Origin of the sequence: Actinomyces sp. HMSC065F12 (assembly GCF_001814535.1) — a bacterium.
In the GTDB taxonomy this organism is placed as follows: domain Bacteria; phylum Actinomycetota; class Actinomycetes; order Actinomycetales; family Actinomycetaceae; genus Pauljensenia; species Pauljensenia radingae_A.
On the sequence record NZ_KV817042.1, the window covers coordinates 18,914 to 42,914 of the forward strand.

Sequence of the window (24,001 nt, forward strand, 5' to 3'; positions counted from 1 at the left end):
CAATCCCCTAAATCTGACCCTTCAGGATGCACAATCCCCTAGATCTAACGCGCCGCATTTCCGCCCCGTTTTGAAAGCTGCAGGTCGCGGGGTGTTCGGATTGTCGAGGGTGGTCCCGTCCGTTGTTTAGCTAGGGGATTGTGCAAAAAACTGCGACTTTTTAGGGGATTGTGCACGCGCGCACTGCCATAAGAACGGCCATGCACGCGCCGAAGATCACCACGCTGATTCGCAGCACTCGCGCCGGAATCCTCACACCGATCCACGCTCCCAGCGGAGAACCAATGAGCGATCCGACCGCCACGCAGGCAGCAGCGATCCACGTGCGAGTATCGAGAGTGCCGGACAGGGGTGAAGTGACCGATAGCGTCGGATCCTGCGCCCCCGCAGCCACTGCGATGGCGACGACAATGAAGAACAACGCTGCGACAACGTTGACGATCGCTTGCAGCAGATTCTTCAGAGCGTTGTGCGTATGGATGCTGCCGGGCAGGAAAACTCCCAGAATCGCCAGGAAAATGATCCCCTGAGCAGCGGAAAAGAACCCGCCATACACTGCGCCGCACACCACCAACAGAGCCAGTACACCCAGTCGCGCAGAGGACACGGGCAGCGCCCCCGAGCCGTCATCATGTGCGCTCACCATCCGGGCAAGGCGCGGCTGGCACGCAACCAGGACAGTCGCCAGGGCAATAAGGAACGGCACGATGAGGGTAAACGTGCTGGCAGATACGCGCAGCAGCAGGCCGGCACCAATGAGCGCCCCGCCAGTGGCGCACAGCGACAGGCCACTGATGCGGCCGCGCGACAGAGTAAATGCTGACGGCGCAGAAACAGCAGCGGCGGAGTCTCCCTCGTGCATGAATGTGCGGTAGGAATAGGCGCCGGCCACTGCGCCGGGTGCCAAACCGACCGTGTTCGCCACATTGGCGCTGATCGGGGGGACGCCGAGCAGCACCATCACCGGGTAGGTGACTAGTGACCCTGACCCGATGATCGTGTTGATCGCACCGGCCACCACCCCTGCGACGGTGATGGCGAGAAGCGCTGCAATACCCACAAGACCTGACCTGCCCTGACTGCTGACCTGACCACCCGCCCAGCTCAGCGCATGGTCAGAGCGCGATACCGGTTGACGGCAGCACCGATGTCAATGGGACGCGGCCGCACCAGGAACGCCGGCCACGGCCTGCCTCGATCCTTCGTCAACACGTCCAGGCTTTGCTCACCGATCATCTCGTCGAGGCGCTCCAGCTCCTGATCGATGGAGTGCTCACCGTCTGCGAGGTCATCCAGCACGGTGCGCAACGCCCACGCGATCGCTTCAGTCTGGCCCGCATCCACAATCTGCTCCACGTCGGACACGTCCACGGTGTGTCGGTCCAGTGTGATCGTATCGAGGCCCGCCGACTTGGTCTTCGGCTTGCCGCGACCCGAATTGCCTCGATCCCGCATGAGCACACGCGGCCTGCCCACCGGAAAGTCCTCCTCATCTGTGCGTTCGCGCGGCATCTCCGCCACCACCGCACGAGCCTGGTCGGTGACATCCCGGCACTGATAGGTGTCCATCATCAGCACGCAGTCCGCGATGTCGAGGTAGTCACCTGACCCACCCATGACCATCAGCGTGGAGACGTGGCGCTGATCAAAAAGGGCGCGCACGCGGTCCACCAGCGGCGTGATCGGTTCACGTTCGGCCGCAACAAGGCGACGCATGCGCGCATCACGGATCAACAGGTTCGTCGCTGACGTGTCCTCATCCAGCATGAGCAGTGGACTGCCCAATTCGACCGCCTCCACGATGGCTGCGGCCTGGGAGGTTGAACCGGAGGCATTCTGCGTGGAAAAGTCGCTGGTATCCGCACCGCCCGGCAGATGCGCGATGAAGGCGGAGACATCTACGCCCGTCACCGGGCGCCCATCAGCTGCACGCACTTTCATTGCCGAGGGCGTCGTCGCCACCAATTGCCTGCCATCTGCAGGAACATGGGCGTATACCGAGCGTTGAATCGCGGCGAGCAGGGTGGATTTACCGTGATAGCCACCGCCCACAATGACGGTCACGCCCGGCTCGAGCGCCATGCCGGACACCTCGCCGGCGTGAGGCAAGGTCACTGTGCGGCGCAGTGATTCCGGTGAGCTGAATGGAACGGCGTCCTCCATCGGCAGGTCAGAAACGCCGGATCTGCGCGCGAGAATCGCATGATCAGCCACGAATGTGACCCAGTTGTTGTCGACCAGGGCCTGCTGAAGAGCCTGGTAATCCTCGTAGGTGTGAACGTGTTGATGCAGTTCGTCGAGGTGCCGGTCGGCCTGGTCAGAGACAAAGTCGAAGGTTTCCACCACGATGTCTGGCACGTCCTGGTCAAAGATCCGGGCGGCTGTCAGACCCTGAATGGTGCGCCCACGTGCCGGCATGTGGACCTGGAATCGCAGCTCAACCCGGTCAGGCATCACGGTGCAGGCTGAGCGCTCCAGGATTTCCTGCCCGGTGCGTGCGACCTGGACAGGGGAGCCATGACCGGCCCCTCCGGATCCTTGGCCGGACATTTTTCGGATCGCGTGGCTAAAAGAGCGCAGCAGGAAGTCGGCGCTGGCGACGCGTTGGGTGTGAGTGGACAGGCAGTCGTCGGGGATCCCCATTGTCTGTGGTGAGGCAATCACGCGCACAGCCGATGGCGGTGCGTACGGGTCGGACTGGACGCGGTCAATGGCGATGGAAAAGTCGCCGTAATCCCAGTCTCCGGTTGCTGACTTGTAGGAGCCGTAGCTTTTTCCGTCCAGGCGGCGCAGCAGTTCAATCATGTCTCGATCGGTGCCGGAACGACGTCGGATAGGAGTATGGGGTCGAGGAGTCATGATCCCAGCCTACGGCTTCACGCGTCCGGACACGAACGTCAGCTGCGCCGGGTTTGTCACCATCGGCTGCTTTGGCGGCAGTCTCAAGTCAGCCGCGCATGGGACCCCTCGTCGATGCCTAAACCTGTGGATCCGTCATCGCGACGACTATGGCCAGCACCACGCAGACGATACCGAGCAGGATGTAGATGACGGTGACCGCAATTGAGATACCGCGCGCAATGCGGGCACGTGACATCGCCTGAACCGGCAGACCTGCCCTGCGTCCCTTGTTGATCATCGACTGGCTCCAGATCCACATCGGCACCGACAGCAGTATGCCCAGCGTGAAGAACGAGACGATGGAAAGGATCAGCGCCACCAGCCCATTCGACTCAATTTCCGTGTAGACCTGCTGGGAGGAATGCTCATTCCAGTAAGGTCCCTGCGGGCCGTCAGTTTGCTGCTGAGGCGTCCACGGTGAGTACTGGCCCTGGGGCGTGCCTCCCGATCGCGGATGCGTGTCCGGTGCGCCGTAGCGGGGAGCCGAACTTTGCCACGATGACGGTGAAGCCGTTGCGGATCCTGCTGAGTCTCCGGACCCGGAACTGCCGGCTGACTCGTATGGGCCGGCGTTGGTCTGACGGGTAGTTGATGTATCGGAGGCGTGGGACTGTGAAGCGGATGAGGCCTCATCGGTCTCAGCATCAGGTGCGAAACGTTTCGAGTCATTGTCATCGGTGGCGTATTGATACATCGGCACGGCAAATCTCCTTAGGCTCACGATCATTGTAAAACATGGGTCGCCCTCGTCGAAGGTGAAAAATCGACGAGGGCGACCGCAGATGCCTCAAAGAGCCGAGGAACTGAAAGCCTGGCGCATGCCTACAACATGCAGGAAACGCAGCCTTCGACTTCGGTGCCTTCCAGAGCCTGTTGACGGATCCGCATGTAGTACATGGTCTTGATGCCCTTGCGCCACGCACGAATGTAGGACTTGTTGACGTCACGTGAGGTCACGGTGTTCGGGTAGAACAGTGTCAGCGACAGTCCCTGGTCAACGTGCTGCGTGGCAACCGCGTAGGTGTCAATGATCTTTTCAGGGCCGATTTCGTAGGCATCCTCGTAGTACTCAACGTTGTCGTTGGTCATGTAGGGCGCCGGGTAGTACACGCGGCCGATCTTGCCTTCCTTGCGGATCTCGATCTTGGAGACGATCGGGTGGATCGACGAGGTCGCGTTGTTGATGTAGCTGATCGACCCGGTGGGAGGAACGGCCTGCAGGTTCTGGTTGTACATGCCGTACTTCGCCACGTCCGCTGCCAGTGCCTTCCAGTCTTCCTGGGTCGGAATGTGGATCGAGGATTTGGCGAGCAGTTCACGGCACTTATCCGTTGTCGGCTCCCACGTGCCGTTGATGTACTTGTCGAAGTACGTGCCACTGGCGTAGTCGGAATCTTCAAAGCCGACGAACTTTTCACCGCGTTCGCGCGCAATCATGCACGACGCCTTGATCGCCTCAAACGCCACGGCCAGAAAGTACATGTTCGTGAAGTCGAGTGCTTCTTCGGAGCCGTAGTGCACGCGTTCGCGCGCGAGGTATCCGTGCAGGTTCATCTGTCCCAGACCGATCGCGTGGCTCATGGCGTTGCCGCGCGCAATGGAGGGGACGGACTGGATATTGGACAGGTCGGACACTGCTGTCAGGCCACGAACCGCCGTCTCGATGGTTTGCGAGAAGTTGGGCGAATCCATCGTCTTGGCAATGTTCAGGGATCCGAGGTTACACGAAATATCCTTGCCCACGTGCGAATACGTCAGGTCTTCGTTGAACTCGGAGGCTTCGGAGACCTGCAGGATTTCCGAGCACAGGTTCGACATCGTGATGCGGCCCTTGATCGGGTTGGCGCGGTTGACGGTGTCTTCGAAGACGATGTACGGGTAGCCGGATTCGAACTGGATTTCAGCCAGTGTCTGGAAGAAGCGGCGGGCGTTGATCTTCTTCTTGTGGATACGCCCGTCATCGACCATTTCGCGGTACTTCTCGGTCACGGAAATTTCGCTGAACGGCTTGCCGTAGACGCGTTCGACGTCGTAGGGGCTGAACAGGTACATATCCTCGTTGGCGCGCGCGAGTTCGAACGTAATATCCGGGATGACGACACCCAGGGAGAGCGTCTTGATACGGATCTTCTCGTCCGCGTTCTCACGCTTCGTGTCCAGGAAGGACATGATGTCCGGGTGATGGGCGTGCAGGTAGACGGCTCCCGCGCCCTGGCGCGCACCCAGCTGGTTCGCATAGGAGAACGAATCTTCCAGCAGTTTCATCACGGGAACAACACCGCTGGACTGATGCTCGATGCGTTTGATCGGTGCGCCCGCTTCGCGCAGGTTCGTCAGTGACAGTGCCACGCCGCCACCACGCTTGGACAGCTGCAAAGCGGAGTTCACGCCTCGGGCGATGGACTCCATGTTGTCTTCGACGCGGATCAGGAAGCAGGAGACCAGTTCGCCGCGCGCACGCTTACCCGCGTTGAGGAAGGTGGGTGTGGCCGGCTGGAAACGTCCTGACATGATCTCGTCGATGAGCTTGCGTGCCAGTTCGATGTCGCCGCGCGCCAGGTACATTGCCACGATGACAACGCGATCCTCGAAGCGTTCCAGGTACCGTTTGCCGTCGAATGTTTTCAGCGTGTACGACGTGTAGTACTTGAATGCGCCCAGGAACGTTTGAAAGCGGAACTTGTAGGCGTAGGCCTGCTTGTACAGGTCCTTGATGTCCTGAGGCTCGTACTGCTCGAGCACGTCGCCCTCGTAGTAGCCTTCGCGCACCAGGTACTCGAGTTTTTCTTCGAGGTCGTGGAAGAACACGGTGTTCTTGTTGACGTGCTGGAGAAAGTACTGGCGAGCCGCCTGACGGTCCGCTTCGAACTGAATCTTGCCGTTCTCGTCATACAGGTTGAGCTGGGCATTCAGCGCATGGTAGTCGAGGTCAGTGCTCAACTCTTCTGGGCCGGTGTCGGTGAGATTTTCGACCAAAATTCCTTCAATCCTTCGCGGACTCGGGAGACATCCTCGGACGTGCCGAGAAGCTCGAACTTATACATATGGGGAACGTGTAGCTTTGCAGAGATGATATCGCCCGCCAAGCAGTACGCCGGTCCGAAATTGGTGTTGCCTGAAGAGATCACTCCCCGGCAATATGAGCGATTGGTGGCATCGTTGAGGAACTTGATGACCTGTTTGGGCACAGCTCCTTTGATATTTCCCCCGCCGTAGGTAGGGGTGATCAGAATGAAGTCGGTGTGAACGTGCAGGAATTCATCATGCGGGTGAAGAGGGATGCGGTGCGCCGGATAGCCCAGTTTTTCGACGAAACGGCGCGTGTTCCCCGTCGCCGACGAAAAGTAGACGATCTCCACCATGACTGAGGAATCTCCTTATATGGACGTGAGAGCCGGTTAAGTGTGTGAGCCTGCGGGCCGAGGGAGGCATGCGCCGTGGATGGTGTGAACCGTCGGTCGTGCCTTCCGCGTCTGACCTGTGCATGGGAAAAGCCCGACACCTGCGAGGTGGCCGGGCTTCACGCGGTGATCAGGCTTGGGCGACCCGCAGCGGTGCAGCCTCGGCAGCCATTGCCGCAGCAGCTTTGATGCGGTCGGGGCGGTAGCCGCTCCAGTGGTCCTCGCCGGCGATCACAACGGGTGCCTGCTGGTAGCCCAGTCCCTTAATGTATTCGAGTGCTTCGGGATCCTGCGTCACGTCGATCGAGGTGTATTCCAGGCCCTGCTTGCCGAGCGCACGGTAGGTCGCATCACACTGCACGCACATCGGCTTCGAGTACACGGTGATGGTCATGGGATGCTCCTTTTTCTTCTATGCGCTCTGTGAGGTGGTGGGGATCGTCAGGTTCGGTGCGCGTCCTGCGCGCCTGCTTGATGCCCCGAGCCGTAGTGGCTCCGTTGATGTATTAACACTACACCTTGTGGCGCCAAGTGCAAGTGACCACTACATGTTGTGTCTGACTGATGGTGTGCATCGCGCTGTGGACAGGCTGTGGACAGCGATCGGCGGGCCTGTATCTGACAGCTTAAACTCCGGGCGGGCCTGTGGATAGATGGAATCCCAGCGTGGTGCGCAATCCATATATCTAGTAGGCGTGTTGCGTTTCTTCGGCGTGTCGCCCCTATATCTAGGGTGGCGGACTGGTTGTCGTACCTCTATATAGGCGCATTCGGGCGCTGCAGCGGTGTCCCAGGCCATCGTTCAAACGCCATCGGGCCCTGCTGTCAGACCCCTCATTGCGGGACAGTCCCTTTCGCTCAGCCTTGGAGCCGGTAGACTTCATGATCTCCCGCCTCCCCGGCACCGGGGACCAGGCGCAGTCCGAGCTTTTCAGCAAGTCGAGCCGAGGCTGTGTTTGCGGGGTCGATAATCGCCACGATCGGGAGCTGTGGGTGGCGGTCGCGTGCCCATTCGAGTGCGGCACTGGCAGCTTCGGTCGCGTACCCCTTGCCCTGCGCCTGTGACGCGAAGCGGTAGTAGAGATTCAGGACCGTCTCGTCACCCTCGACCGCATGTCGCACGCCAATGAAACCGATAGTTTCACCTCCGTAAGTCAACACGACAAAGTAACCGATGCCGTGCTGGCGCCAATCCTGTTGCCACGCGGACGTCAGTTCCACGGCCTCGTCACGGTCTTTCATCGTGAGCTCCGGTCGATGTCTGTAGGTCAGCGGGTCCGAGTGAATCTTAAAGACAGCGTCAACGTCTGCGTCCTGTGGTGGCCGCAGGCTGAGGCGTTCGGTCATCAGGGGAGTCGAATCTGCCGTCATGTCAGTCATAGTTCTCCTTTGATTGAGGGCGGGCTTCATTGGGGGCGAACTCACCTCGACTACACACTCGGGGCACGAGCCGAATCCACAGCATCGCGCGCGAGGCGACCCGAGCCTGACGCATCAGGCTCCGTTACTGGTTCGTCAACTGCCCGGCGATCTGACTGACAAGCGCTTTCGCCTCATCGAGACGATCCGCCGGCTGCGGACCTACCGAAATGAGCACGTTGGCAACGCGTGCCCCGACGGTCACCTCACGCTCCGTCGCCTCAGCCTGCGTACTGGTTTCCAGCACCCATCCCTGTGAGATCGCCGCATCATCCCAGTTGGACAACGCCAGCGTCGTAGGCGCCCCACCACCAATCATGACCGTGTACTGCGAGCACTGCGCCGCCAGATCCTCAACGGCAGTCACTGCTTCTGCTGCCTCGTCACCCGACGGTGCGACAGCAACGAAAACCCCCTTCATATCGGCTGCCTGCTCGTCGCCTTCCTGCGGAAGATACAGACTGCGGTGGGGCCATTGGGCGCTCAGAGCTCCGAAAGTATGAGGCCGCCACAGGATCGACGCGCACGCAGTCGGCTCTATCGCCTCGGGTGGCAGATCACTTTCAGCCGCGCCGGTCGGGTCCGCCTTGGTGTCAGCGCCGTCACCGCCCTCACCCTCGGGAACGTTCTTGAGGGTGCGACCGTCAGACAATGGTGCGGCAACTGCAGCGTCCACCTGCTCTTCCGTTAACTCAGCTTCATTGGCGAGGGAGTCCCCATCTGCCTCATCAGATTGCGCACCGGATTGCGCGCCGTCTGATCGTTCGGCGGCAGGGGCGGATGACTGGCTGGAGGCTCCAGAGTCTTCGCCGCTGCCGCCCGTGTCCGGCGAGCAGGCCACAAGCGTGAATGCCAGTGCTCCTGATGCGGCCCCTGCGAACCAGGTGCGAACCTGGCGTCTGGAAAAAACGCGTGTCATGGTTGGCTTCCTTACCTCGGTTACTTCACCCTACCGCGCCGGCATGATGGCACGCGTGGCGTTAGGATGACCGTGTGGAATCCGCGCACACCGCCTCTGATGACCAGTCCCATTCGCGGCGCACGCCTGCACTTTCGCGCGCACGCCTGGCTGACATTGCGTGCGTGTTCCTCGGTGGCATGATCGGTACCCTCGTCCGCGCAAGTCTTGACCATATTGCGGCGGCACATCCCGCCTCATCGGCGCTGGTGCTGGCGTGGTCGACCATTGCGTGCAATCTTGCGGGCGCGCTTATCCTCGGTTTTTGCGCAGGCTCGGGCCGGTGGCTGAGCGCTCGCGTCAACCTTCTGATCGGCACCGGTATGTGCGGGGCGCTGACTACATATTCGACCATGATGCTTGGCGCAGTCACATTCGTCCACAGTCCTCCGCTCGACACCACGACGGGCGCGATGGGCAGAATCCTTGCTGGCAGTGCCATTACCCTCGGCCTGCTTGTCCTGGGGGTAGGTGTCGCCACTGCCGGCTGGTGGCTCGGAAAAAAGGCGCGGCCATGAGCGCGCTGATGTGGATACTCACCGCCCTTGCCGGCGGGTGTGGGGCCACCTGTCGGTGGCTGCTGTCGGGAGCAATCACGCGGCGACTGAACGCGCCGACGTCTGCCTCGTCAATAACACGGCACGTGCCCGGCTCGCGCGCCCAGCTCCTGCGTCCACTATGTGGAATCGCGGCGGTCAACGTGATCGGATGCCTGCTGGCCGGCGCATTCACGTTTCTGACGACATGGCCGCACTGGTGGACGGTGATCGGCGTGGGGTTCCTCGGTGCGTTCACGACGTTTTCCACCGCCGTCGTTGATGTGTGTGAAGTGCTGCGAAGCCACCGCACGGCCCTTGGTGCGAGCCTGCTGGTCGGTGTGTGGGCGCTATGCGTGGTGGCTGTCATTGTGGGGGCGGCTGCTGCTTCGATTGCGATGTTTGCTCTGGCCACGGTGAGTGCAGGCGGGTGAATATGGTCACGACTGGGCCGCGCCGTTTGCTCTAAACGCGCCGACACTTTAAAGTAGTGATCGACCATCCAGAGCAGCTAAGAGACCTGGCTCGATGACGCTGCAGCAACCCCCGGTCACGGAGAGGGTGCTTCCGCCAGGACCGATGGAGGAACCATGATTGACCTTCACGACGTACGCAAGGTGTATCACTTGCGCGGCGGGAATGACGTTGTCGCACTTGATGACGTGACGCTGCACGTCGATGCGGGCTCGATTCACGGAATCGTGGGTCAATCGGGGGCCGGAAAATCCACACTGATCCGCTGTCTGACCGCCCTCGAACGCCCAACCAGTGGTGAAATCGTGGTCAACGACGTTGACATGACTCAGCTGCGCGGAGCGAAACTGCGTCAGGCTCGCCGGAACTTCGGCATGGTGTTTCAGGCAGCCAACCTGCTCGATGCGCGCACGGCGGCAGAAAACATTGCATACCCGCTGCAGATTGCGCGTCGCCCGAAGAAAGAAATCGACGAGCGCGTTGAAGAACTCCTGACCATGGTGGGGCTGCAGGGACGCGGCGGCTCCTATCCGTCGCAACTGTCAGGGGGCCAGCGGCAACGCGTCGGCATTGCGCGCGGCCTGGCTGGAACTCCGGCAGTGCTGCTATGTGATGAGCCGACCTCCGCACTCGATCAGGACTCAACCGGCCAGATCCTCGATCTGCTGCGCGACCTGCGCGACTCACTGGGTGTGACGATTGTGATCATCACGCATGAAATGGCGGTTGTACGCGAAATCTGTGACTCGGTGACACTGCTCAACCACGGCGGCGTCCTCCAGAGTGGAACGATCGAAGAGATCATGAAGGATCCGTCCTCGCCGTTGGCTCAGGAACTGGTCCCCTTGCCGAACGTGGACGATGCCGTGATCCCGGAAGACCGCGCGCTGCTGGACCTGATTTTCACTTCAAGCCCCGGTGTGCCCACCGGTGCCAGCGTGCTCAACATGAGCGCGTCGATGGGTGCCGACGTGACCGCAGGGGTTTTCGAGTCCATCGGATCAACACAGGTGGGACGCCTGGCGCTGTCAGTGCCGCGCTACCACACTCAGCAGATCCTTCAACAGCTTCATGACCAAGGTATCTACGCGACTGAAAGGCTGGCATGATCATGAATCATGTACTGCTTGCTGCCCACATCGGTGTTGCACAATTTCAGTCCGCCATGATGTCGATTGCAGCAGACAAACCCACCTGGGGTGACAACCCGGCACTGACCAAGCAGTTCCTGCCGGCAGTGTGGGAAACACTCGTGATGACCGGCGTCGCCACACTGGTGACCGTGATCTTCGGTTTGCCGCTTGGCCTGCTGGTCGTCAACACGTCGCGCCACGGGCTCACGCCCAACCGCATCGTGCACCAGATCCTCGGCGTGATCGTCAACGTCGGCCGCTCATTCCCATTCATCATCCTGCTGATCGCGATTGTGCCGCTGACCAGGTTCCTGGTGGGAACCACGCTCGGCTGGAAAGCCGCGATGCCGTCCCTGATTATTGGTGCCATCCCGTTCTTTGCACGACTGGTGGAAACAAACGTGCTGGCCGTTTCACGCGGCAAGATTGAAGCAGCCCAAATGATGGGCGCATCCAACCAGCGCATCTACTGGGGTGTCCAGGTTCGCGAAGCTCTGCCTGCCCTGATCCAGTCGGTGACAGTCCTGGCGATCACGTTGATCGGCTACTCGGCAATGGCCGGAGCGGTCGGTGCCGGTGGCCTTGGAAAGCTGGCCATCAACTACGGCTACAACCAATTCATGCCCGACGTCATGCTGTGCGCAGTCGTTGCGATCATCATCATCGTCCAGGTGATCCAGATGATGGGTGACATGATCAGCCGGCTGGTGGACCACCGCTGAGGCACTACCAGCCGGCACACACCGCGGGCACTGCCCGCATCAGATTTCATGCGCGGCACCCGTCGCATCTGATCCGCAATACGCCTGCAACATGAGGAGTGCATTGCATCAACGGGAAGGTCGCCCTCGTTCATCTCACATGCTTCAGCGCAATTGAAAAAACCTGAAAACTTGACCATTCCGAATATAGAAACGGTTTGCATCGACAGACCGGCAACATGATTGGAGAAACTCTCATGCGTCTATCTCATCTGAACACACGCTCTTTCAAGGCCCTCGCAGTGTGCGGCCTGGCAGCATCCTTCGCGCTGGCAGGCTGCGGCGGCAACTCAACGGAATCAGCCACCAGCGGCTCGGCTGACGCAGCAGCATCAGGCGAAGCAGGCGGCGCAAGCGGTGACGTCATCAACCTGACCGTCGGCGCCAGCCCTTCACCTCACGCCAAAGTCCTGCACTTTATTCAGGACAACCTGGCTGCTGAAGCTGGCATTAACCTGGAGATCGTCGAGTACACCGACTACCATCAGCCGAACGTTGCGCTGAACAGCGGTGACCTGGATGCGAACTTCTACCAGACCCCGAACTTCCTGGATGACCAGGTCAAGGAATTCGGCTATGAGTTCGACCAGGGCGAGGGCGTCCACATCGAGCCGCTCGGTATCTTCTCCGAGAAGATCAAGGACCTGAAGGATTTCCCCGATGGCGGCAAGATCGGCATCATCTCTGATGTGACCAACCAGCGTCGTGCACTCGAACTGCTTGAAGCCAACGGATTCGTCAAGATTGCCGAGGGTGACGAGGCAGCCAACATCAACTCTGTTGAAAAGCTCAAGAACTTCGAGTTCTTTGAAGCCGAAGGCGCACAGCTGGTACGTTCACTGTCTGACGTTGACATCGCCGTGATCAACGGTAACTTCGCGCAGGAAGGTGGCCTGACCATCAATGGTGACGCACTGGTTGCCGAGCAGGGTAAGGGAAGCCCGTACACCAACTTGCTCGTGTGGAAGAAAGATCTGTCTGGTGACAAGCTCGAAGGTGTGAAGAAGCTTGACGAGCTGCTGCACTCCGACGAGGTCCGCACCTTCTTCGAAGAGAACTGGTCAGACGGCACCGTCCTTCCCGCGTTCTAAGCAGCTTGCTGGCACTGCTCCAGACAGTGTGCTGAGCAGTGCCAGATAGGGCTGTCCTCCTGATAGTAACGGCAGCCACTGCTTTACGCGGTAGCTGCCACTCAAGGGAGAAACTTCATAACAGATGGGGCGGCGCCCTTCGCGAACGGAAGTGTGCCGCCCCCATCAGTACATTTTCCTTAGTCGATGATGCCGTACAGGCGGTCGCCGGCATCGCCCAGGCCGGGTACGATGTAGGACTTCTCGTTCAAGCCCTCATCAACGGCGGCGAGTACAACGGTGACATCAGCGCGATCACCCACGGCTTTTTCCACCTCATGAATGCCTTCTGGCGCCCCCAGAATGCATACGCACGTCACATCACGGGCGCCGCGTTCCAGCAGGTAGTTCGTCGCGGCTACCATCGTGTGGCCGGTGGCGAGCATGGGATCCAGAATAAAGCACTGACGGCCCGACAGGTCGTCCGGCAGCCGATTCGCATAGGTTTCAACCTGAAGCGTATCCTCGTCACGCTTCATACCCAGGAACCCAACCTCGGCGGTGGGCAGCAGGCGAGTCATCCCGTCGAGCATTCCGAGGCCTGCACGTAGGACGGGAACGACAATCGGACGTGGATCGGACAGTCGTGCCCCAACGGTGGGACACACGGGAGTCTCAATTTCGATATCTTTCACGGCAACGTGACGTGTTGCCTCGTAGGCCAGCAGGGTGACGAGTTCGTCAACGAGCTGGCGGAATGTTGCCGACGGAGTGCGGCTGTCTCGAAGAACAGTGAGCTTGTGGTCAATCAGCGGATGATCAGCGACATGTAGGTGCATGGTTCAAGCGTACCGCGCCGGACATGCCTGAGGCGATCGAGTCGTTACTGTTGTCCTTCTCCGCTGGCGCGGTAGGCTTACCTCGTGACGGTCGACGAATCATGGTCCCAGGCGATGGGACGCGCACTGTTTCTGGCGAACCGTGCCCGCGAAGCGGGCGATGTCCCTGTCGGAGCGGTGGTCCTGGACCCGCACGGCACGGTCATAGGGTCAGGCTGGAACCAGCGGGAAACGACCCACGATCCCAGTGCTCACGCTGAAATTGTGGCGCTGCGTCAGGCCGGCCTCGCGATGGGCACATGGAACCTTGCGGGATGCACCCTGGTTGTGACCCTCGAGCCTTGCACGATGTGCGCCGGAGCGGTGGTCAACTCGCGCGTCGACCGCCTGGTATTCGGCGCGTGGGACGACAAGGCCGGAGCTGCCGGTTCGCTCCGCGACGTCGTGCGTGACGCTCGTCTGAACCGCACAGTGGAAGTGATCGGCGGAGTTCTGCGCCAGGAAGTGGAAGTCCAGCTCAAAGGATTCTTCTTCGAGAAGCGCTCAGATGCGCTTCATGAAGGTCGCTCCCCACGAGTCACGTCACACTCGGCCGCCGCTGCCGCACTCCCGCCGGCCTCCCGCTCATCATCAACGAGGAAGACGCCGAACGGCCCTGATACGACAGTGCCGCCCGCATCGCCTGGTGAGAATCTGCTCCCGAAAGGAGTGCGCCTGCGAGGTCGCAAACGATCCTGACGACGGGCACCCGGCAACGTGTTTTTGGCCACGGTTAGCCGCCAGATCGCTGCTGAAGTAGCGTTGGTCGACGGATTTCGTGTAATCTGACTGGCCGAGGTAGCGTGTCCGAGCGGCCGAAGGTGCAGCACTCGAAATGCTGTGTGGTGATAAGCCACCCTGGGTTCGAATCCCAGCGCTACCGCCATTAAGAACCGCAAGATACCAACGAAAAGTCAGGGTTGGCGGTTCAGAGAATCGCCCGCGTGGTACCTACGTGGTACTTCCAAAATAAAATCACCCGATAGATTGCCGCTGTCGTGACTTCGATAGAATCCCCTGACACCCTCACTGCTAGCCACACAGACACAGCGACAAGGCAATCGAGACAGCGGCCACGACAAAACGAACAGTGTCACGCCGCCAGCAGCGGTCTTACAGTTCTTCTTTATCGGCTGACTGCACACCGGGCACAGCCGAGTCTGACGGGATTTCCTCACCAATCATAATCAACACAAGAAATCAAGAATCATCACGACTTAACCCCGAAAAACATAAGTTCACCAGGAAACGCCGACCTGGCAAGCCGAAACACTCAACCGGAGCACCACGTTTTGGCAATTAACCCTTCTTTGGCTCCTGCCCTCTCCTGCGAGTCGGCAGGGGCCAGGTCTGTCAGTACACGCCCGCACCCCGCATGGCAATTGACGAGGGCGCCCCCATCCACTGTTGATCAGGGGGTTCGTGCACACGCCGCCCTAAGATTGAGGGGATTGTGCACCACAGAGCCTAAGAGTGAGGGCAACGTGCACACATCACCCGAAGAACCAGGCCGTGGCGCATCCCTCCCCGTACGATCTACGCAACGATGCCGCTACACTCATTAGTCGAACACGGCCATTCGAGCGGCCCTCGGTGCTCTGGCGAGAGGGCCATTTCTACCAAAGTGTTGGGTTTTGTGGACTGGGAATGTAAAATGCTCCTAACCATCAATCTGGTGTGAGAAGGGACTCGCTACTGTGAGAATGAAAACGAGGGCATCACTGAGCGCACTTGCAGCCTTCGCGCTGGTCGCAGGTGTGCAGGGCATGACAAGTGTGGCACAGGCAGCTGAAGAACCGCCTGAGAGCAGTTATACGCTGAACTTCAAATGGAAGACGTATGACAGCAATCCGGGATGGACGTACGACCAATCGCGTACGGGTATTTCCAAAAAGATGAGGATGTACTGCACTCTCTACGGCAAGACGAGTCCGGATGCGGCTGAGAAGCAAATTCCTGCTTATGAGTGGGCAGATGTTCAAGTGACGTATGGCGAGAAGTCGTCGTATGTCGTGAAGACGCCGTCAACTCGCACCGTTGACGGTACGGATTATGTAGATGTGCATATCGATGCGTGTTATCACGTCATGAATGACGAAGAAGGATTTGCGCGTGATCTTGCCACGTCCCACTCGACCGTGGCTGGCACCAACGTCGACGATATTTCGATCTTTCAGCAGGCGAACACCGACTTTGAATTCGTTCTGACTGAAGGCGTCATTCACCCCGAAGATGCGGATGGTGTATCGGTCAAGATCGGACTGAATCGTACCTATAAAGGTAAGACTGAAGAAAACTTCAAAGGAAAAAGCCGCCAGAAAACTGTCAATACCTACAACTTCAAGGGCAACGCAGTTCACCATCCGAGCGCGGAATACAATGCTGATCGTACTCAGACGCCCATTACCAGAGCAGCTTCCGGGAATGATCTCGACATTTTCAGCCCTTATACGGGTCGCATCAAGACCTACGCGTTGAATGCGAAGTTTGCTGACACGGGCGGCGTTGTGAACGCAAATGGTCGCTACGAGATTGAAAAGGTCGAAGGCGACGATCTGACTGGGTGGACTGTATACGTCAAGTCCAATGTGAAGGAAGTTGCGCCTGAGAAACCGACCACCACCCAACCGGACAAGTGCGGTGAAGAAGCGACCGTTAACCTGCCAAAGGCGGAGGATCCTGACAATCCGGTGTGGAATTACGAGGAGACCCGCGTTAATGCGAAGGGTGAGCCGGACGAAAAAGGCCAGTTTATGAAGGTGACGGCTAAATTGGCTGACCCTGTTCTCTACATCGTGAAGAAGGATGAAACCACGGGCGAACCGGTCCAGACCGAATGGACATTCGACATCGCCGCTGCTGCATGCCCGGCAGCACCAAACTGGGATGATGTGACAACTCCTGCTGACAAGCCTGTCGTTGTTCCCAACCACGGTGGCCCGGTCGCCGATGGTGCCATTGTCCAGGTCAAGGGACCGGGAACGGCTGTTATCAACGACAATGGCAACATCACCGTAACCCCGAATTCCGGTGCGCGCGTCGGTGATGTCATTACCGTGACTGTGCTGGACAGGGACGGCAAGGTGCTTGATACCTTCCAGGTCACGTTGACGAAGGTTGACCAGGTCATCACAGTCAAGCCCGCTGCCGACAGGAAGGGACTGGCACGTACCGGTGCTGATCTTGGGATGAGCGGTGCTGCAGCGGCTCTCGCGCTGCTTGCAGGTGCGTCGACCATGATCTTGGCGCGTCGTCGACGTTAGTAAACGATTCGGTTCACCGCCACAGGTGATCTGCAGAGTGTGGCTCCTCGTCTTTCAGGCGAGGAGCCACACTGCCTGTGAACCGCAAAAAGAAGGTGCTCCGAAGCATGAAACTTCGGAGCACCTTTGGTCAGTGGTGCGCCGCGCTGTCGCGGAGCATTCAGTTAGCGGAAAGTCAGGCTACAACCAGACCCTTGAAACCGCGAGCGCGCTCCAGGCGCTCGCTGACATCCTGCCAGTTCACCAGATTCCACCACGCCTTGACGTAGTCAGCCTTGACGTTCAGGTAATCTAGGTAGAAGGCATGTTCCCACATGTCCAGCATGAGCAGCGGGACCGTCGCAACGGGCACATTCTGATGCTGATCAAACAGCTGGAACGTCACCAGGCGCTCCGCAATTGTGTCCCATGCGAGCACTGCCCAGCCGGAACCCTGCAGACCGGTCGCAGCTGCGGTGAACTGTCCCTTGAATGCGTCGAAAGAAGTGAAGAATTCCTTGATGGCTTCAGCCAGCTCGCCTTCAGGCTCGCCGCCGCCGTCCGGAGACATGTTCTTCCAGAAAATCGAGTGGTTGGTGTGGCCACCGAGGTTGAACGCCAGATCCTTCTCCAGCTTGTTGATCGTGGGGAAGTCGCCCTTCTCCTGCGCTTCGGCAAGCTTTTCGAGGGCGGTGTTAGCGCCGGTCACATATGTGTTGTGATGCTTGTCGTGGTGCAGCTCCATAATCTTGCCGGAAATGTGCGGTTCCAGCGCGGAGTAGTCGTACGGAAGATCAGGCAGTGTATAAGTCGGCATGGCAGCTCCTTAGCTCTAGACGAGGCGATTTGCCACACATCCGGGCCTTAAGCCCTAGATGCTTCTTCTTTAGGGTATCGGCCTTCGAATCTTTTCGCATGACTTATATGAGGTAATTACTGGTCACCCTCGTCCACTCTGTCAGTCCGACATCAGCTGCCTACCCAATAACGCTCTCACGTGCATCAATGAATGCCTTGACACACGCGCGTACATCGTCCTCGCTGTGCGCGGCCGACAGCTGCACGCGAATACGTGCCAGCCCCCGCGGAACCACAGGGAAACTGAACGCCGTGACATACACACCCAGCTCCAACATGCGGGCCGCAATTTTGACGGCCAACGCCGCTCCATCATCTCCACGGAACATCACGGCATGAATCGGATGCGAACCGGGCAGGACATCAAATCCGGCGTCCTCCATGAGAGAGCGGAACAGTGCCGACATCTCCTTCAGGTGAGCGCGCGCATCGTCAGCCTGGGCGGCCAGTTCCAAAGCCTTACGCGACCCGGCCACAACAACGGGAGCCAACGTGTTGGAGAACAGGTACGGTCGAGCCTGCTGACGCAGGGTGTCCACAATGGCCTGCGGGCCAGCGACATACCCACCCGAAGCGCCACCCAGCGCCTTGCCGAGTGTGCCGGTCAGAATATCCACCCGACCCTCCACACCGCAGTACTCAGGAGTTCCCCGACCGTGCTGACCGACGAACCCTGTCGCGTGCGAATCATCCACCATGACGAGGGCGTGAAACTCCTCTGCCAGATCGCAGATCTGTTCAAGGGGAGCGTACGAGCCGTCCATCGAGAAGACACCGTCAGTGACGATGAGGACCTGATCGCACTTCTTGTCTCGAGCTGCCTGGAGCTGGCGACGCAGATCCTCGATGTCGGCATTGCGGTAGCGGAAGCGGGTGGCCTTGCACAGGCGAATACCGTCAATCAGTGACGCATGGTTGAGCTCGTCAGACACGATGGCGTCATCGGGACCCAGAAGGGCGCCGAAAATTCCGCCGTTGGCATCAAAACACGACGAAAACAGGATGGAGTCATCCATGCGGAGAAACTGAGCGATCTCGCGCTCCAGCGCACTGTGCTGATCCTGAGTACCGCAGATGAAACGCACCGATGACATTCCGAAACCCCACCGGTCAAGCGCTTCCTTCGCTGCATCGACAAGTCTCTGATCCCCTGCCAGTCCCAGGTAATTGTTGGCACAGAAGTTGAGCGCCTGCCCGGAGTTGGTGTCAACGTGGGAGCCCTGGCGACCCAGGATTTCGCGCTCCTCCTTATACAGTCCCTGCTGGCGAATCTGATCGAGGTGAGCTGTCAGCCGTTCGCTGAGTGTGTCCATTGTGAAATGCCCCTTCGGATCTTTATTTCTCCCAATCGATAATGACTTTACCTGCCGTGCCGCTGGCTGCGGCTTCGAACGCATCCTCCCACTGCTCAGGGGCGAATCGGTGCGTGATGATGGAACGAACAGATTCGCGCAGCTTCTCGGACGATTCCATCATGAACGTCGCCAGGTACCACGTGTCGAACATCTGGCGTCCATACACCCCTTTAATGGTGAACATGCGGGTGATGACCTTGCCCCAGTCCACGGGGAAGGCGCCTTTCGGCAAGCCGAGCAGTGCCAGTGTTGCACCATGGGTGCAGCAGTCGATCAACGTGGTCAGCCCGCCGGGAGCTCCCGACATCTCGATTCCCACGTCGAAACCCTCACGAATGCCCAGTTCAGCCATCACATCTGGAACCGTGCGGCGCGTAATGTTGACCACGGCGTCCGCCCCTACCGAGCGCGCCATGTCCAGGCGTTCCTCCTGAACGTCGGTGATGACGACGTGGCGCGCACCCGCGTGTCGGGCGATCGCCACGCACATGATCCCGATAGGGCCTGCACCCGTAATCAGTACATCCTGACCAGTCATTTCCACCTGCTGACAGGTGTGGACAGCGTTCCCAAACGGATCAAAAAGTGCGCCGAGCTCCGGGTCGATGAGGTCGGGCTGAACCCACACGTTTGACGCCGGCACCACCACGTAGTCAGCGAAACCACCGTCGCGGTTCACGCCGATGCCGACTGTGCGCAGACACATCTGCTTGCGGCCCGCGCGGCAGTTACGGCACCTGCCGCACACGATGTGCCCCTCCACTGATACGTGCTGTCCGGGATGTAGCTCGTCGCAGCCGAATCCGGCAGCGACACCCTCGCCAATTTCGACGATCTCCCCGAAAAACTCGTGCCCCAGCGTCTGCGGTGGGGTGAGGGATCCGGGGGCTCCGCCATCCCAGTTGAACAGGTGAACATCCGTGCCGCACAGGCCTGCGCGCTGCACTTTAATTTTGACTTCACTCGGGCCGACTGCCGGTTCGGGGATGTCGCACAGCTCCAAACCTGGTGCCTGTGCCATTTTGCGAAGTGCGCGCACGATGAGCCTCCTTGCTGCCAAAGCTGCGATGCTGCAGGCTGTCTGGAGGGCGAGCGCACCGCCTGAAAAATGTCAGCTCCTAGTGTGGCACGTATAGCCGCTGAAGTGAGAATTTGCGAGGGGAGGTCGAAGCCTGTGCGGATGACCGTATCGTGGTACCGCTCAGCTCATGGGGTATAGGTGCGCTGAGGCGTTGGGGCCTTGGTACTGGATGATCGTGGCAGACGATAAAGACGTCACGTCTTGGCAACGGTGGGTATTCATTTATGTAACGAGGGTTGTGGGATGTGTCACCCCCTCATAATCTATGGAATATGGATAAAGGTTTTGAGGTGTGTCCCCATTGGGGCGCGTTGTGTGCGGTTGTATCGGGAGTGCGATGCTTGTGGCTGGATGCACGATGGGCGGCGGGACCCAGTCCGGCCGGACCGGCCAGTCCGGAGCAGATCCTGTCGACACAGACGATGGGCAGCCTCCCATCGGCACCGTTGTGGATTAGGGCGAACCGATAGCAGTGGACATCGAGGTCGGCCCGCTGGCAGCCGGATCTTTTGACGCGCTTGATGATCAGGCCCGCGCCTCAATGTACGCGATGAGGCTGTCCACCCTCGCCAGTGCGATGAAGGCGGGCAGCACGGACGGCTCGGAAAGCGGTGCCGGTGCCAATAGCGCAGATGCGACGAATAGCTCGGCAGATACCACGTCAGATGGTGCGGCAGTTGGAGAAACCGCGCTGACATCTCCGGTCGGCACAGCCACCGCGATGGCCCAGATTGCGCTGGGCGCGCAGGGTGACACGCGCGCTGAGTACGAAAGACTGATGGGCATGAGTGCCGATGAGGCGGCCAACCGGTTTTCCGCATCGTGGGGGCTGTGGGATCGATGGAAAGGCGACGTGTCGAAGGTCGCGGGAGGGAAAGTTGCTGATACCCCCTTGGTTGGCCGATCTATGCGCATGGTGTTTGATGATCAGTTCACGCCCAACCCCACGTGGAAAGATGCCGTCACGTCACAGTGGAAAACGGATGTCACCGACCTGGACTTGCAGTCACCATCAGCTCAGGAGGACCTGGCTTTGCATCTGCTGATGCCACACGAAGGGACGACGGTCAGCCCCACCAGTGTCCATGATGCGTTGCAGGCACTGAGTCAAACCGCCGCTGACGAAGTGGAAGTGTCAGTGCCGAAAGTGAACTTCACCTCCTCGGTCAGCTTGCTGGATGTCGTGACGGATATGGGCGCGCCTGAGGGCCTCGCAGAGGGGGATTACTCCGGATTCGGTTCCTCTGCCGATACTGGACCTGCGTTGAATCTCCAGCAGTTCGTCCAACAGGGCCATCTGATCATTAAGGAGGAAGGTACGGTTGCCGCGGTCGTCACCGAACACGCCACAGGGGACACGGCACCGCCTCCACCCCCGATGCTCACCTTCAATCGTCCATGCGTAGCGATCATTTCGGACACGCAGACCGATACACCACTGTTCATGGCTTGGATCGGTGATCGCTCCCTAGCTAATTAGGGCAGCACTGTTGCCTGCCAGGCGCATGGTGAGACGGGCTGCCCGTCCCTGATTCCCCTTTAGGTTCGCCCCAGTGCAGGTGCACGATGCCCCAAGAACTCGTGCCCGTGTGCACATACCCCTAAAAGAGGCGTCCATACGTGCACATACCCCTAGAAAGTCGGCCCTGTGTGCACATTCCCCTAGATCTAACGTCACGCCACAACACCCGATTTCTAAACATGCAGGTCAGGAGGTCGCGGGCTAGTCCCCGACGATGACATCCGAGGTTTATCTAGGGGTATGTGCATTGAGCGGCCTTAAAACTAGGGGTATGTGCATCAAACGGCTTCAGATCTAGGGGTATGTGCAACTGCGACGTCCTCACGGCCTCAGGTTGGCTCGTCCGCGTAGGCTAGGTGCATGCGAACAGATGACGTGTCGGATGCCAGCCAGCAGATTCCGCCGCAGACACCCTCGGGCGCGACGAAACCGCCGCACCCTCCCTCGGACATTGCGAAGTCGCCGCGACCGCCTGCGCTCGACGACAATCTGATCGAGGCATTGCGCCGGGACCTCGAAGCAGCTCACTTCACCGTCGATTATGTTGACTCGCTGCTCAGCCAGCAGGCGCAGAATGCGTTGATGCGTGATCAGCGCGTGCCGGCGATGGTGGAGCTTCAGCGGCTGATTGATGGTGAGTCCGCCGGGAACGCCGCAGCCGCCGCAACGTTGGCGCAGCTGTTTATCCTGGGGATGGATGTGGACTATGACCGCGTCGATGTGGCATTGCCGGCTCTGGGCAGTGCTGGGGCCTGCGCGCTCGGCCTCATCGCACCTGCCGGCGCGAGCGCGAATGCCGCCGAAACCAGCGGTGCCGACGCGAACACGAACGCGAACGCCGCTGAGACCGGCAACCCCGCCGGGAACGCCGGTGATACCAGCAGCGATGTCGAGTCAGCCGCCGCTCCGATGCGCGCGCTGTTTGACCTGCGCCCACATGCCGCCACGCTGCCGGACGGCGACCATCACTGGTGGGTGCTCTCCGATCTGGGAGAGGCCACAACAGGCAGGCCGCTTGCTCCTGACCACGTGCTCGGCATCGGCGGAGCAACGACAACGTTGCTGACACTGACCGACCGCACACCCGTTGACAGCGCACTGGATGTCGGCACAGGCTGCGGCATTCAGGCACTCTACCTGGCCACGCACTGCACCCGAGTCGTGGCGACAGACCTGTCTGAACGCGCCTGTGAAATCACCCGCTTCAACGCCGCACTGAATCAGGTAGCCATTGACGTGCGCTGCGGATCCCTGTTCGAGCCGGTCGCCGGCGAGCGCTTCAACCTGATCGTCTCCAACCCACCATTCGTCATCACTCCCGATTCGGTGCGCGCATCCGGATTGATGCAGTACCGCGACGGCGGCGCGCAGCGAGACCACCTGATTGCGCAGATCATTCGCGAGGCACCCGACCACCTGACCGAGGGCGGCACCATTCAGATGCTGGCAAATTGGGAGGTCGACTCTGACTCCACCGCCACATGGTCCGATCACCCCAGAAGCTGGTTCGACGGCCTCCCCGTGGACGCGTGGGTGATTCAGCGAGACTCCCTCGAACCTGCCCAATACGTCGAAATGTGGCTGCGAGATTCCGGCGGCACGCTCACCGCCCGCGACACGTTCGAACGCGGATACGCCGACTGGCTGGCTGACTTCACCGCGGCCGGCGTCCAGTCGATCGGCATGGGACTCATTGCAGCTCGCCGCCGCCCGGATTTCGCTGAGAAGGGTCCTTCCGCCGACGGGGGTAGTTCGATTGACGAGGACGACGTGGCCGCCTCACCATCCAGTGCCAGTGGGAATGAGCCGGATCGGGCGACGCAGCGCCGGCCCGCATACGTGGAATGTGACGCGGTGGCGACCGGACATGTGCCAACCGGGCGAGATATACGTCGAGGCCTCGACATCATTCAGCTCGTCGCCACCCGCGCCGGCGGAGGCAAGATCTATGGCAGCGGTGACAATGGCGGCAGCGTGGAGGGCGATAACACCGATGGCGGAAGCGCCGACCTCCTCTGGGACCTGCACGCCGTGTGCAGCCCGGATGTCACCCAAGTGCGTTATTTTGCGCCCGGTGAGGCCGACCCGCAAGTGATCGAGCTGCAGCAGGGCGGGGGTGTCGGACTGAAAACCTCGGTGAGTTCGGAACTGGCCGGCCTGGTGGGCGCTGCAGATGGCGAGCTGCCCCTGGGACAGATCGTTGCCGCGATCGCAGCGCTCATGGAACTTGACCCCTGCGACCTGCGAAATCGCCTGTCGCCGGAGGTGATCCGCCTCCTCAAGTTCGGCATATTGCGCACCAGCTCACAGGACACGCCGTGAGCGAGATGCCGGTTAAACGTTGTATGGTCATCAGCGAACCACATTTCGCGGCTAAGTGAATTTCCCTCGGGAAGGCGAAATGACGGACAG

21 protein-coding genes, 1 tRNA gene and 1 riboswitch are annotated in these 24,001 nt (G+C 59.9%); of the genes, 10 read left to right on the forward strand and 12 right to left on the reverse strand.

Features of this window, described 5'->3' with window-relative positions; all coding sequences use genetic code 11:
• Nucleotides 1–160 precede the first annotated feature (160 nt).
• The 8 genes from HMPREF2975_RS11205 to HMPREF2975_RS11240 all read right to left on the reverse strand — a co-directional run bounded on the left by HMPREF2975_RS11205 (nt 161) and on the right by HMPREF2975_RS11240 (nt 8,640).
• Nucleotides 161–1,060 carry a sulfite exporter TauE/SafE family protein gene (locus HMPREF2975_RS11205; RefSeq protein ID WP_070728023.1) on the reverse strand — a complete coding sequence of 300 codons (900 nt, stop codon included), beginning with the start codon at nt 1,058–1,060 and terminating at the stop codon, nt 161–163.
• Nucleotides 1,061–1,104: 44 nt separating this feature from the next.
• Nucleotides 1,105–2,859, reverse strand: coding sequence for an ABC-ATPase domain-containing protein (locus HMPREF2975_RS11210; protein WP_070728026.1), 1,755 nt, complete (start codon nt 2,857–2,859; stop codon nt 1,105–1,107).
• 118 nt (nt 2,860–2,977) lie between these two features.
• Nucleotides 2,978–3,601, reverse strand: a complete 624-nt coding sequence (locus HMPREF2975_RS11215) for a hypothetical protein (RefSeq protein WP_141757426.1) — start codon at nt 3,599–3,601, stop codon at nt 2,978–2,980.
• Between the two features lie 122 nt (nt 3,602–3,723).
• Nucleotides 3,724–5,877 (reverse strand): class 1b ribonucleoside-diphosphate reductase subunit alpha, encoded by a 2,154-nt coding sequence (gene nrdE, locus HMPREF2975_RS11220; protein WP_058237672.1) that lies wholly within the window; start codon nt 5,875–5,877, stop codon nt 3,724–3,726.
• Entirely contained in the window at nt 5,838–6,263 is a 426-nt protein-coding gene (gene nrdI, locus HMPREF2975_RS11225; RefSeq protein ID WP_058237673.1) for a class Ib ribonucleoside-diphosphate reductase assembly flavoprotein NrdI, read from the reverse strand. The genes nrdE and nrdI overlap by 40 nt, the downstream gene beginning before the upstream one ends.
• Nucleotides 6,264–6,432: 169 nt before the next feature.
• Entirely contained in the window at nt 6,433–6,696 is a 264-nt protein-coding gene (nrdH, locus tag HMPREF2975_RS11230) for a glutaredoxin-like protein NrdH (RefSeq protein WP_058237674.1), read from the reverse strand.
• Nucleotides 6,697–7,160: 464 nt separating this feature from the next.
• Complete coding sequence (locus HMPREF2975_RS11235; RefSeq protein ID WP_227469385.1) at nt 7,161–7,682, reverse strand: GNAT family N-acetyltransferase; 522 nt, start codon at nt 7,680–7,682, stop codon at nt 7,161–7,163.
• 124 nt (nt 7,683–7,806) lie between these two features.
• The gene (locus tag HMPREF2975_RS11240) at nt 7,807–8,640 is read right to left on the reverse strand and encodes a hypothetical protein (RefSeq protein WP_070728030.1); all 834 of its coding nucleotides are present in this window, start codon (nt 8,638–8,640) and stop codon (nt 7,807–7,809) included.
• A 74-nt stretch (nt 8,641–8,714) separates the two neighbouring features.
• Between HMPREF2975_RS11240 and HMPREF2975_RS11245 the strand changes: the two genes are divergently transcribed.
• The 5 genes from HMPREF2975_RS11245 to HMPREF2975_RS11265 all read left to right on the forward strand — a co-directional run bounded on the left by HMPREF2975_RS11245 (nt 8,715) and on the right by HMPREF2975_RS11265 (nt 12,674).
• A complete protein-coding gene (locus HMPREF2975_RS11245; RefSeq protein WP_070728033.1) occupies nt 8,715–9,197 on the forward strand; it encodes a fluoride efflux transporter FluC in 483 nt (160 codons plus the stop codon).
• A complete protein-coding gene (locus HMPREF2975_RS11250) occupies nt 9,194–9,649 on the forward strand; it encodes a fluoride efflux transporter FluC (RefSeq protein WP_070728035.1) in 456 nt (151 codons plus the stop codon). The genes HMPREF2975_RS11245 and HMPREF2975_RS11250 overlap by 4 nt, the downstream gene beginning before the upstream one ends.
• A gap of 61 nt (nt 9,650–9,710) precedes the next feature.
• Nucleotides 9,711–9,801, forward strand: a riboswitch (SAM riboswitch).
• 4 nt (nt 9,802–9,805) lie between these two features.
• Nucleotides 9,806–10,798, forward strand: a complete 993-nt coding sequence (locus HMPREF2975_RS11255; RefSeq protein ID WP_070728038.1) for a methionine ABC transporter ATP-binding protein — start codon at nt 9,806–9,808, stop codon at nt 10,796–10,798.
• Nucleotides 10,799–10,800: 2 nt separating this feature from the next.
• Nucleotides 10,801–11,544, forward strand: a complete 744-nt coding sequence (locus HMPREF2975_RS11260) for a methionine ABC transporter permease (protein ID WP_058237956.1) — start codon at nt 10,801–10,803, stop codon at nt 11,542–11,544.
• A 236-nt stretch (nt 11,545–11,780) separates the two neighbouring features.
• Nucleotides 11,781–12,674 carry a MetQ/NlpA family ABC transporter substrate-binding protein gene (locus HMPREF2975_RS11265; RefSeq protein WP_070728041.1) on the forward strand — a complete coding sequence of 298 codons (894 nt, stop codon included), beginning with the start codon at nt 11,781–11,783 and terminating at the stop codon, nt 12,672–12,674.
• A 179-nt stretch (nt 12,675–12,853) separates the two neighbouring features.
• Here HMPREF2975_RS11265 and upp read toward each other — a convergent pair whose 3' ends face one another.
• Entirely contained in the window at nt 12,854–13,492 is a 639-nt protein-coding gene (gene upp / locus HMPREF2975_RS11270) for a uracil phosphoribosyltransferase (RefSeq protein WP_070728044.1), read from the reverse strand.
• 84 nt (nt 13,493–13,576) lie between these two features.
• Here upp and tadA point away from each other — a divergent pair, with 84 nt between their 5' ends.
• The 3 genes from tadA to HMPREF2975_RS11285 all read left to right on the forward strand — a co-directional run bounded on the left by tadA (nt 13,577) and on the right by HMPREF2975_RS11285 (nt 16,794).
• Nucleotides 13,577–14,230: a tRNA adenosine(34) deaminase TadA gene (tadA, locus tag HMPREF2975_RS11275; RefSeq protein ID WP_227469386.1), complete on the forward strand. Its 654-nt coding sequence runs from the start codon at nt 13,577–13,579 to the stop codon at nt 14,228–14,230.
• A 98-nt stretch (nt 14,231–14,328) separates the two neighbouring features.
• Nucleotides 14,329–14,417 (forward strand) — tRNA-Ser (locus HMPREF2975_RS11280).
• A gap of 817 nt (nt 14,418–15,234) precedes the next feature.
• Nucleotides 15,235–16,794 (forward strand): Ig-like domain-containing protein, encoded by a 1,560-nt coding sequence (locus HMPREF2975_RS11285; protein ID WP_070728049.1) that lies wholly within the window; start codon nt 15,235–15,237, stop codon nt 16,792–16,794.
• A gap of 175 nt (nt 16,795–16,969) precedes the next feature.
• Here HMPREF2975_RS11285 and HMPREF2975_RS11290 read toward each other — a convergent pair whose 3' ends face one another.
• The 3 genes from HMPREF2975_RS11290 to tdh form a co-directional block, all read right to left on the reverse strand.
• Nucleotides 16,970–17,590 carry a superoxide dismutase gene (locus HMPREF2975_RS11290; RefSeq protein ID WP_058237682.1) on the reverse strand — a complete coding sequence of 207 codons (621 nt, stop codon included), beginning with the start codon at nt 17,588–17,590 and terminating at the stop codon, nt 16,970–16,972.
• A 160-nt stretch (nt 17,591–17,750) separates the two neighbouring features.
• The gene (locus HMPREF2975_RS11295) at nt 17,751–18,944 is read right to left on the reverse strand and encodes a glycine C-acetyltransferase (RefSeq protein WP_058237683.1); all 1,194 of its coding nucleotides are present in this window, start codon (nt 18,942–18,944) and stop codon (nt 17,751–17,753) included.
• A 22-nt stretch (nt 18,945–18,966) separates the two neighbouring features.
• Nucleotides 18,967–20,025: an L-threonine 3-dehydrogenase gene (gene tdh, locus HMPREF2975_RS11300; RefSeq protein ID WP_058237684.1), complete on the reverse strand. Its 1,059-nt coding sequence runs from the start codon at nt 20,023–20,025 to the stop codon at nt 18,967–18,969.
• Nucleotides 20,026–20,539: 514 nt separating this feature from the next.
• On the opposite strand from tdh, the gene HMPREF2975_RS11305 reads away from it, so the two are divergent.
• Together HMPREF2975_RS11305 and HMPREF2975_RS11310 are read left to right on the forward strand one after the other, a co-directional pair.
• A complete protein-coding gene (locus HMPREF2975_RS11305) occupies nt 20,540–21,547 on the forward strand; it encodes a serpin family protein (RefSeq protein WP_070728052.1) in 1,008 nt (335 codons plus the stop codon).
• A 402-nt stretch (nt 21,548–21,949) separates the two neighbouring features.
• Nucleotides 21,950–23,911: a DUF7059 domain-containing protein gene (locus tag HMPREF2975_RS11310; RefSeq protein WP_070728054.1), complete on the forward strand. Its 1,962-nt coding sequence runs from the start codon at nt 21,950–21,952 to the stop codon at nt 23,909–23,911.
• The last annotated feature ends 90 nt before the right edge of the window (nt 23,912–24,001 follow it).